The organism is Streptomyces sp. CLV115 (genome assembly GCF_038448545.1).
GTDB lineage: Bacteria > Actinomycetota > Actinomycetes > Streptomycetales > Streptomycetaceae > Streptomyces > Streptomyces sanglieri.
Window position 1 is genome coordinate 114,087 of sequence record NZ_JBCEWQ010000009.1, and the last position, 9,764, is coordinate 123,850.

At 67.6% G+C, this 9,764-nt stretch carries 10 protein-coding genes; 6 read left to right on the forward strand and 4 right to left on the reverse strand.

The annotated features are described in order from the left end of the window. Window positions 1-31: 31 nt before the first annotated feature. The 3 genes from AADR41_RS05835 to AADR41_RS05845 form a co-directional block, all read right to left on the reverse strand. Window positions 32-928: a LysR family transcriptional regulator gene (locus AADR41_RS05835; protein WP_342280277.1), complete on the reverse strand. Its 897-nt coding sequence runs from the start codon at window positions 926-928 to the stop codon at window positions 32-34. A 189-nt stretch (window positions 929-1,117) separates the two neighbouring features. After that, complete coding sequence (locus AADR41_RS05840; protein ID WP_342280278.1) at window positions 1,118-2,248, reverse strand: cystathionine gamma-lyase; 1,131 nt, start codon at window positions 2,246-2,248, stop codon at window positions 1,118-1,120. Between the two features lie 82 nt (window positions 2,249-2,330). Beyond that, the gene (locus tag AADR41_RS05845) at window positions 2,331-2,708 is read right to left on the reverse strand and encodes a phage holin family protein (protein WP_124719910.1); all 378 of its coding nucleotides are present in this window, start codon (window positions 2,706-2,708) and stop codon (window positions 2,331-2,333) included. A gap of 68 nt (window positions 2,709-2,776) precedes the next feature. On the opposite strand from AADR41_RS05845, the gene AADR41_RS05850 reads away from it, so the two are divergent. The 4 genes from AADR41_RS05850 to AADR41_RS05865 all read left to right on the forward strand — a co-directional run bounded on the left by AADR41_RS05850 (window position 2,777) and on the right by AADR41_RS05865 (window position 5,008). Then, window positions 2,777-3,094, forward strand: coding sequence for a cupin domain-containing protein (locus tag AADR41_RS05850; protein WP_266914450.1), 318 nt, complete (start codon window positions 2,777-2,779; stop codon window positions 3,092-3,094). Window positions 3,095-3,242: 148 nt separating this feature from the next. Next, window positions 3,243-3,455, forward strand: a complete 213-nt coding sequence (locus AADR41_RS05855) for a DUF5326 family protein (RefSeq protein ID WP_342280287.1) — start codon at window positions 3,243-3,245, stop codon at window positions 3,453-3,455. A 243-nt stretch (window positions 3,456-3,698) separates the two neighbouring features. Beyond that, complete coding sequence (locus AADR41_RS05860) at window positions 3,699-4,469, forward strand: IclR family transcriptional regulator (protein WP_342280279.1); 771 nt, start codon at window positions 3,699-3,701, stop codon at window positions 4,467-4,469. A 101-nt stretch (window positions 4,470-4,570) separates the two neighbouring features. Then, a complete protein-coding gene (locus tag AADR41_RS05865; RefSeq protein ID WP_072488197.1) occupies window positions 4,571-5,008 on the forward strand; it encodes an SsgA family sporulation/cell division regulator in 438 nt (145 codons plus the stop codon). A 79-nt stretch (window positions 5,009-5,087) separates the two neighbouring features. Here AADR41_RS05865 and AADR41_RS05870 read toward each other — a convergent pair whose 3' ends face one another. Continuing rightward, window positions 5,088-6,410, reverse strand: coding sequence for a YibE/F family protein (locus AADR41_RS05870; protein ID WP_342280280.1), 1,323 nt, complete (start codon window positions 6,408-6,410; stop codon window positions 5,088-5,090). A 196-nt stretch (window positions 6,411-6,606) separates the two neighbouring features. Here AADR41_RS05870 and thiC point away from each other — a divergent pair, with 196 nt between their 5' ends. Continuing rightward, window positions 6,607-8,400, forward strand: a complete 1,794-nt coding sequence (gene thiC, locus AADR41_RS05875; protein ID WP_342280281.1) for a phosphomethylpyrimidine synthase ThiC — start codon at window positions 6,607-6,609, stop codon at window positions 8,398-8,400. A gap of 146 nt (window positions 8,401-8,546) precedes the next feature. After that, on the forward strand, window positions 8,547-9,650 hold the full coding sequence (locus AADR41_RS05880) for a hypothetical protein (RefSeq protein WP_342280282.1): 1,104 nt from the start codon (window positions 8,547-8,549) through the stop codon (window positions 9,648-9,650). Window positions 9,651-9,764: the final 114 nt, after the last annotated feature.

Sequence of the window (9,764 nt, forward strand, 5' to 3'; positions counted from 1 at the left end):
AACACCGGACCGGTGCTGGGCGGCCCTGCGCTCACCAGCCGGCGGCAGCACGCAGCAGCCACTCGTGCGCCCGCGCGATGTGGGGCAGCGCGAGTGTGCCGGTCCGCACCGCCAGGAAGTAGGTGCGCAGCGGCGGAACCGGAGGATCGAGGAGGGCCACCACCTCGCCCCGCTCCAGCGCCTTCTCGCACAGATAGCGCGGCAGCACGGCGAGTCCGGCGCCCGCCGCGGTGCACTCCAGGACCGCCCGGAGATCGGGCACGACGACCGTTCCCGCGAGTGCGGGCCGGCTCTCGAAGACGGCGGCCCAGTAGCGGGAGACGAGCGGCAGGCTCTCATGGACCTCCACGACCGGCAGCTGCTCCAGCACCACGGGCCCCTTGCGCCGCAGCGCCCCCGGACCGAGGCGCCCGGCCCAGCGTGGCGCGGCAACCAGTACGTGCTCCTCGTCGCAGAGCGCGGTCGCGGCGAGCAGACCACCGCGCGGACGGGCCGTCGCGACGGCCAGGTCATGGTGTCCGGCGGCCAGCCCCTCCAGCGCTTCCTCGGCGCCGGTGAAGAAGGAACTGCGCAGGGCCAGGCCCTGCGCGACGAGCGGGGTGAGCGCGGGCAGGGCGCGCATCGATGTGAACTCGGGCGGTCCGGCCAGATGCAGCGTCCGTACGCCCGACTCCTCGTCGAGCTCCGCCTCGGCGATCTCGATCAGCGCGTCCAGATGGGGCGCCGCCCGGTGCGCGAGTTCGTCGCCGATGGTCGTCGGGGTCACACCGCGGGCCCTGCGCAGGAAGAGCGGGCGGCCCAGCTGCCGCTCCAGGGTCCGGATCTGTGAGGTGACCGCGGGCTGGGAGAGGCCGAGCAGGGCAGCGGCCCTGGTGAAGGAACCGGCCCGGTGCACCATGACGAATGTGCGCAGCAGGGTCAGGTCCATGCCCTGTCCCTCCCAGCCTCGTGACGCTTCGGGCCCGTACACCTATAAATATGTCGATAGGTCGCTGTCGCTACTGTGATTGGACACTGACGGAGAGTCAACTAGCCTTGTTCGGGCGGTTCTTCGCAGGGGAACCGGGGTGGTCCGAGCCGCGAGGGGGGAGGCTCGGACCACCCGTACCACCGTCGGTCAGCGCTCGCCCAATGCCGCGTCGAGTGCCCGTTCCACATCCGCGACCAGGTCGTCGGGGCTTTCCGCGCCGACCGAGAAGCGGATGAAGCCCTCGGGCACCGCGTCACCGCCCCAGCGCGCCCGGCGCTCGGCGGTGGAACGTACACCGCCGAAGCTCGTCGCGTCGTCGACCAGCCGCAGCTCGGTCAGGAAGCGCTCGGCCCGTTCGCGGTCGGGCAGCACGAACGACACCACGGAGCCGAAGCGCCGCATCTGCCGCACGGCCTTGGGATACGAAGGGTCGGAGGGCAGCCCGGGGTAGCGCAGCCCGGTCACCTCCGGCCGCTTGCCGAGCGCCTCCGCCAGCGTCAGGGCGGTGGCGCACTGCCGGTCGATCCGCAGCTCCAGCGTGGCCAGCGACCGGTGCGCGAGCCAGGCCTCCATGGGACCGGGAATGGCGCCGACCACCTTGCGCCAGCGCCGCACCCCCGCCGCCAGCTCCGGATCACGGCAGGTCACATGACCGAGCAGGATGTCCCCGTGCCCGGTCAGGCCCTTGGTGTCACTGGCGACCGAGAAGTCGGCCCCCAGCTCCAGCGGACGCTGGCCGAGCGGTGTGGCGAGGGTGTTGTCGACGGCCACCAGCGTGCCGGCCGAATGCGCCGCCTCGACGAGCCGGCGCACATCGCAGACGTCGAGCCCCGGGTTGGACGGGGTCTCGATCCACAGCAGCTTGGCGCCTTCGAGCACGGCCAGCTGGGCATCGTCGCCGGTCGGCGCGGTCCGCACCTCGACGCCGTACGTCTCCAACTGTTCGCGCACCAGTGGCAGGGCCTGATAGCCGTCGTCGGGCAGCACGACCACGTCGCCGGTGCGTACCTGGGACAGCAGCACGGCCGAGATCGCCGCCATTCCGGAGGCGAAGACCGTGGTGTCGACAGGCTCCCCCGGTGCCTCCAGCTCACCGATGGCCTGTTCCAGATGGGTCCAGGTCGGGTTGGTGTCCCGGCCGTAGGTGTAGGGACCGGTCGGCTCACCGGAGAGATGGAAGTGTGCGGCGAAGACCGGCCCGGGCAGGGTGGGCTCGAACTGCTCCGGTTCGGGCAGCCCGGCCCGTACCGCCCGGGTTCCGTCACCCATGGTGCTCATACCGCTTCCTCGCTTCTCTCCCCGGTACTTCTCTCTCCGGTGTGCCACCGGCCTGAACTGCACTGTCTCAAAAGGCGTCGGATCAGTCCTCGTCGGGCAGGATCACGTTCAGTGCCCACGACACGATGGAGATGATCAGGCCGCCGAGCACGGCGGTCCAGAAGCCCTCGACATGGAAACTCAGGTCGAACAGACCGGCCAGCCAGGAGGTCAGCAGCAGCATGAGCGCGTTGACCACGAGCGTGATCAGCCCGAGCGTGAGGATGAAGAGCGGCAGGGTCAGCAGCTTCACGACCGGCTTGACCACGAAGTTCACGAGGCCGAAGAGCAGGGCCACCACGATCAGTGTGAGTGCCTTGCGCCCGGTGCTGCCACCGGTCAGCGTGATGTCCTGGATCAGCCAGATGGCCACGGCCAGCGCACCTGCGTTGGCGATCGTCTTGACTACGAAATTCTTCATGTGTCTGATCGTGGCAGACATGATCGGTGGCGGACACCGGCAGCACAGAGGCAAGGGGCGGACAGGCCATGAAGGCATTCAGACTGGACGAGCTGGAGGCGGAACGGGCCGCCAACGACGGCGCGTATCTGCAGTTCGTGAAGGAACGGCACATGTCCGTCGGCCTGTACGCACTGGATGCCGGTGAGCTCGACCCACAGCAGCCGCACAATCAGGACGAGGTCTACCTCGTCGTCAGCGGCCGCGCCTCCATCACGGTCGGCATGGAGACCACACAGGTGGGCAGAGGGAGTGTGGTGTACGTACCGGCCGGCGTCGCCCACAAGTTCCACCACATCACCGAGGACCTGCGGGTGATGGTGGTCTTCTCTCCCCCGGAGAGCTGAGCGGATCCGCCGGAGGGCAGGGGTCCGGTCTCAGGGATCCCTCAGGGGTCGATCAGGGGACTTCAAGGGCCGCGAGCCCCCCACCGGCCCCCGCCGCGCCTCTAGCATCGAGGCAGGAACTCATGGAGACGAGGTAAGGACGATGGCCGTGCGGGAGATGTTCGCGGGGATGCCCTGGTGGGTGAAGTGGATCGCGGTGCCGGTCATCGCGATCGTCGTGTTCGGAGGCCTGATCGCCAGCGTGATCGGGTTCGTGATCGGGCTGCTCTTCAAGGTCCTGATCTTCGTGATCCTGGTCGGCGGGCTCATCTTCGTCGTACGCAAGTTCATGTCGTCGTCCTCGTCGCGCGGTGACTGGTAGGACGATCGGAAGCCGGCCGGGGCATTAGCCCAGCTGAGCTAAGCGAAAGACGAAACGACGCCCCTCGCGGACCCGGCGGATAGGGTGGCAGTTCGCTGCCACCACCTGGGAATTAACAGTCCGTCACCACGCTGACCAGTGGTTTGTACGGCGTTCGGAATCCGGACCCCAGCCGTGCGGCAGCCCGTGGGGGCGGCCCCCACAGGCGGGCTGACCACCCGTCACCATGCCTGGGGGTGACTGTTGACCACGGCATCGAGCACTGCTGCCCCGACGCTGATCGGTTCGGTACAGCGAGCGCTGAGGCTGCTGGAGGCAGTGGTGGCCCATCGCGACGGGGCGCCCGCGAAACAACTGGCCAGGGAAGCGGGCCTTCCCCTTCCCACGGCCTACCACCTGCTGCGCACCCTGACGCACGAGGGATATCTGCGCCGGGAGAACGGCGTCTTCCTCATCGGGACCGCGGCGGAACGCCTGGTCGGCGCAAGGGCGTTGCGGAACCGTCGCGGCGGAATGGCAGAGTCGCTGGGCCGCTGGCGCGACATGATCGGCGCACCTGTGTACTGCGCCGTCTACCGCGAGGGTGAGATCGAACTCATCGCGGTCGCGGACACCCCCGCCATCCCCGCCGTCGACGAGTGGGCGTCCTTCCGGGAGACCGGTCATGCCCACGCGATCGGCCAGTGCCTGCTGAGCCAACTCGACGAGAAGGCCCGCGAGGACCACCTCGACCGTCACCCTGTGCGTCCGCTGACCCGCTATTCGGTGAAGGACCGGGCGACGCTCCTTGAGCGGCTGCGGTCGCTGGAGCGGACGGAACCCGTCGTCGAGCGCCAGGAGTACGCCCTCGGAACGGTCTGTGCGGCCATCCCGATCACGGCCGGGTTCACCGCTGCCGCGATGGCGATTTCGGTACCCCTGGAGCAGGAGAGCCGGTTGCTCCCCGCAGTCGAACAACTACGTGGCGAAGTGGCCAACCTCTTGCGTTCGTTCGTGTTCTCTATCAGTATCTGAAAAATCACTCCTTGTGATCTGCTATCGCGTGCACCACGATGGCGTCAATAGGGCCACGGGGGATCATTCCTGGCCAGATTCATCTACTGCGGGGTTGAACGATGCGCGAGTCGGTTCAAGCTGAGGTCATGATGAGCTTCCTCGTCTCCGAGGAGCTCTCTTTCCGGATCCCGGTGGAGCTCCGGTACGAAGTCTGTGATCCGTATGCGATCCGGATGACCTTCCATCTGCCCGGTGACGCCCCCGTCACCTGGGCATTCGGTCGTGAGCTGCTGCTCGACGGCCTCAACAGCCCCAGTGGCGACGGCGATGTGCACATCGGCCCCACTGAGCCCGAGGGGTTGTCCGACGTACATATCCGGCTCCAGGTCGGCGAGGACCGGGCTCTCTTCAGGGCCGGTACGGCGCCGCTTGTGGCGTTTCTCGACCGGACCGACAAGCTCGTGCCACTCGGGCAGGAGTGCACGCTGGGTGACTTCGAGGGCAATCTCGAAGACGCTCTGGGCCGGATTCTCGCCGAGGAACAGAACGCCGGCTGATCACAACGGCGCCGCCGACCGGCTCGCCGGTCGAACACGGCACCTGCCGAATGGGTGAATTGCTCACCTGTGGAGACGCTCAGGTCTTCGTCCTCCGACGACGGCCCCTCCCGGTCCGTACGGGTGCCGAAGCTCCGGCTTCCGCGCCGACCCCTGTGCGGTCCGCGGAGACGACCAGCGCGGCGAGCACCGTCGTGACCGGCACCGAGGCGACCAGTCCGATCGATCCGACCAGCGTTCGTACGATCTCCTCCGCCACCAGCTCGCTGTTGGCGACCGTCCCCACGCTGCTCTGCGCGACGGAGAACAGCAGCAGCAACGGCAGCGCCGCGCCCGCGTAGGCGAGCACCAGCGTATTGACGACCGAGGCGATGTGGTCGCGCCCGATCCTGATCCCCGCCCGGTAGAGTCCCCGCACACCCAACGTCGGGTTCGCCTGGTGGAGTTCCCAGACCGCCGACGTCTGGGTCACGGTCACATCGTCGAGGACCCCGAGCGAACCGATGATGACACCGGCCAGAAGCAGACCGCTCATGTCGATGTGCGGGTACAGGCCATGGATGAGGCCGGTGTTGTCGTCGGTGTTGCCGGTCAGGCTCGCCCAGCCGATGAAGAGCGACCCGAGCAGCCCGATCAGCAGCAGCGAGATCAGTGTGCCGATCACCGCGACCGAGGTACGGGCGGTCAGGCCGTGGCACATGTAGAGCGCGATCAGCATGATCGCGCCGGCCCCGACCACCGCGACGAGCAGCGGATTCGAGCCCTGGAGTATGGCCGGGAGGATGAACAGGGTCAGCACGGCGAACGAGACCGCGAGCGCGACCAGCGCCATCACCCCGCGCATGCGGCCCACCGCGACCACGACCAGGGCGAAGATCCCGGCCAGCAGGGTCATCGGGAACTTCCGGTTCACATCCGTCACCGAGTACTGCAGATCACGGGGCGCGTCGGGGGCGTACGCCACGACCACGCCCTGACCGTCGCGCAGCTGACGCGGTGTGTCGGGCTGGATGATCTCGATGAACGTCCGGCCCTTGTCATGACCGGTCGTCACCTCGATCCTGGCCTTCTTGCACAGCCCTTGCCCGCTTTCCGACGGAGACGTGGCGCCTGCGTCGATGGGCGTCCGGGCCGCGTTCACCTCCTTGCAGTCCACCTTGTCGATGTTCACCACCTTTCCCTGCTGGGTCTGCCGGTCGAATCCGACGCCGGTCCGGTCGTGCGGCGGCGCACCACCCGGCCAGAGGGCCACCAGACCGACGACGACGGCGGTGGCGAACGGGATCAGTACGGCCGCGATGACCTTGCGCAGAGGCTTGGAGACGGGTGCGGCAGGGCCATGGCTGTGCGAATGGCCGTGCTGATGGATCTGTGGTTCGTGGTCGATTCGGGGGGCTGTCACCGGCCGATCATCGCAAGAAGGGACGGGCCCACTGTTCAGCAGGCGGGACGGGGCGCTAGCGTGGAGGAACCTTTGCACACGCGGGAGCTCGGAGCACCGGGCTGAGAGGGCGCTGATCTCCGTACGTCCGTACGGGACAGGCTGCGCCGACCGCCGAACCTGTTACCGGGTAATGCCGGCGTAGGGAGTAGGTCTCATGACCACATCGGACGCACGCACGCCTGCCTCGAACCAGAGCGACGAGGCCGGGAAGTCCATCGGCTGGCACAAGGGGTACGTCCGGGGCTCGCGCCCGGACCTCCAGGTGCCGGTCCGTCAGGTGCACCTCACCAACGGCAAGGACGTGACGCTGTACGACACGTCGGGTCCGTACACCGATCCCACCGTCGAGACCGATGTCCGTCGCGGGCTCGCACCGCTGCGGGAGAACTGGATCATCGCCCGCGGCGACACCGAGGAGTACCCGGGCCGCCCCGCCCGCCCCGAGGACGACGGGCTCAAGCACACCTCGCCGCGTGGCGGGCTGCGCAACCTCGACGCGGTCTTCCCCGGCCGGCCGCGGCTGCCGCGCCGCAGCCGGGACGGACAGCCGGTGACCCAGCTCGCGTACGCCCGCCGGGGCGAGATCACCCCGGAGATGGAGTACGTGGCCATCCGGGAGAACGTCGAGCCCGAGGTGGTGCGCGAGGAGATCGCGGCCGGCCGGGCCGTGCTGCCCGCCAACGTCAACCACCCGGAGATCGAGCCGATGATCATCGGCAAGCGGTTCCTGGTGAAGGTCAATGCCAACATCGGCAACTCCGCGGTGACGTCCTCCATCGAGGAGGAGGTGGAAAAAATGACGTGGGCGACGCGTTGGGGCGCCGACACCGTCATGGATCTGTCCACCGGCCGCAACATTCACACCACCCGTGAGTGGGTTCTGCGCAATTCCCCGGTGCCGATCGGCACCGTCCCGCTCTACCAGGCACTGGAGAAGGTCGACGGCCGGGCGGAGGAGCTGACCTGGGAGATCTACAAGGACACGGTCATCGAGCAGGCCGAGCAGGGCGTCGACTACATGACCGTCCACGCCGGCGTGCGCCTGCCGTACGTACCGCTGACCGCCCGCCGCAAGACCGGAATCGTCTCGCGCGGCGGCTCGATCATGGCGGCCTGGTGCCTCGCGCACCACAAGGAGTCGTTCCTGTACGAGCACTTCGAGGAGCTCTGCGAGATCCTCGCGACCTACGACGTGACGTACTCACTGGGCGACGGGCTGCGTCCCGGCTCGATCGCCGACGCCAATGACGAGGCGCAGTTCGCCGAACTGCGCACGCTCGGCGAGCTGAACTCGGTCGCCAAGCGGTTCGGCGTGCAGACCATGATCGAGGGTCCGGGCCACGTCCCGATGCACAAGATCAAGGAGAACATCGACCTCCAGCAGGAGATCTGCGAGGAGGCGCCGTTCTACACGCTCGGCCCGCTGACCACCGATGTCGCGCCGGCGTACGACCACATCACCTCCGGCATCGGCGCGGCGATGATCGCGTGGTGGGGCACGGCGATGCTCTGCTACGTCACGCCGAAGGAGCACCTGGGGCTGCCCAATCGGGACGATGTGAAGACCGGCGTCATCACCTACAAGATCGCGGCGCACGCGGCGGACCTCGCCAAGGGACACCCCGAGGCGCAGGACTGGGACGACGCGCTCTCCGACGCCCGGTTCGAGTTCCGCTGGGAGGACCAGTTCAACCTGGCCCTCGACCCGGACACCGCACGGGAGTTCCACGACGAGACGCTGCCGGCCGAGCCGGCGAAGACGGCGCACTTCTGTTCCATGTGCGGTCCGAAGTTCTGTTCGATGAAGATCAGTCAAAGCATCTCGGAGCAGTTCGGCGGGGCGGCTGCTGAGGGAGCGTCGCCCGAGGAGATCGCTGAGGGGATGCTGCAGAAGTCGAAGGAGTTCGCGGCGAGCGGGAACCGGGTCTATCTACCGATGGCTGACTGAACCCGACGTACGGGCCGTTCCTTTGGCCTGGGCCCCGGTCGCTGCGTCCGGGGCCATCTCGGGCCGGGGGAGGACGACCTGCTCCCTGCCGTAACGGAAGGGACAAGACCGCGCGAGGGGTGATCTACGTCCCTACCCTGCCTGACATGGGCGGGATTGATGTGGCAAATGGAGTCGTCGGCGCGGTGCTGGGGATGTTGTTCGCGGTGCTGTTCCAACAACCGTTACAGAACGGCTGGTACAAACTGCGGACTCGCTCCACGCGAGCGGTACGCAGCCTGAGACAGCGGGAGGAGTCCAGTCCCGCGTGGAGGACCTTCTCCCTGGGCCCCCTCCATACTTCCGCGCTGGTCGTGGAGGGGGACGGCGAGTCGTCCATACCCGCCGAGGCCGTCTACATCCAGGTGCTCGACGAGGAGATCGAGCTGCCCGCGGACATGGTCGGATGGCGCGCCGAGATCGAGGTCGAGAGCGAACAGTTGCGTAATGAGGGCCGAACGCCGTTGTGGAACGGTCCTCGCTACGCAGTCGAGTCGTTCGATGTCTCCCGCACCGCCCTCGATGAACAGCCCGAAGTCCATCTGCGGCTGCGCCCGACGGACTACTACACGTTTCTTGCGGCTCAGCAGCTCGACCGCCGACTGGCCGACGGTACGACTCCTCGGTCCCGCTACCTTGCCGCGGACGATCCGCTGCGGGCACCCGCGTTTCTGCAGTGCAGTTTCGCCATCAACGTCGCGGTGGTGACCGCGGACGACATGCTGGTCGTCAGCCGTCGCAGCGACCGGGTCCGGATGGCGCCGGGAGTCTGGAACTCCTCCGTGAACGAGGGGATGTCACGGCACATCGACTCATCCGGCCGGAGCGCCCCCGACCTGTATGCCGTGGCCCGGCGAGGCATGCGGGAGGAACTCTCCATCGAGCCGAACGAGTACTCGCTTGAACTGCTTGCCTTTGTGCTGGACATCGACAAGCGCCACTGGAGTGCCCACTTCTACGCCAGGCTGAAGGGCTTGACCGGCGAAGGCCTGCAGGCGCGTATGAGCAGAGGAGTCGCGGACAGATGGGAACACCAGACCATCGACTACGTGCCTTTCCGCCCTGCGGCAGTGATCAAGTACATGCTGCGTTCCGATCGGATTCATTTGTGGGCCCCACTCGCACCGGCGCTCTTCCATCTCGCGTTGGTTCACGTCTACAGCCGCACAACGGTCGAAAGGGCGGGCGCGCAGATACTTCGGCGCATGTAGCAGCGGACGGAACGAATGGATCCGGAGAGTTCGCGGCGGCCGGCCGCCGGATCCATCTGTCGGTCGTTGACTGATCCGGACGCGTCGTCGCCCCGGAGGCTCGCGCTTCCGGGG

What these genes read in the sequence shown, in the direction of transcription:
- AADR41_RS05840 (WP_342280278.1), bottom strand. Translation starts at nt 2,248, where the DNA reads ATGAGCACCATGGGTGACGGAACCCGGGCGGTACGGGCCGGGCTGCCC.
- AADR41_RS05865 (WP_072488197.1), top strand. Translation starts at nt 4,571, where the DNA reads ATGCGCGAGTCGGTTCAAGCTGAGGTCATGATGAGCTTCCTCGTCTCC.
- AADR41_RS05850 (WP_266914450.1), top strand. Translation starts at nt 2,777, where the DNA reads ATGAAGGCATTCAGACTGGACGAGCTGGAGGCGGAACGGGCCGCCAAC.
- AADR41_RS05845 (WP_124719910.1), bottom strand. Translation starts at nt 2,708, where the DNA reads ATGAAGAATTTCGTAGTCAAGACGATCGCCAACGCAGGTGCGCTGGCC.
- thiC (WP_342280281.1), top strand. Translation starts at nt 6,607, where the DNA reads ATGACCACATCGGACGCACGCACGCCTGCCTCGAACCAGAGCGACGAG.
- AADR41_RS05880 (WP_342280282.1), top strand. Translation starts at nt 8,547, where the DNA reads ATGGGCGGGATTGATGTGGCAAATGGAGTCGTCGGCGCGGTGCTGGGG.
- AADR41_RS05835 (WP_342280277.1), bottom strand. Translation starts at nt 928, where the DNA reads ATGGACCTGACCCTGCTGCGCACATTCGTCATGGTGCACCGGGCCGGT.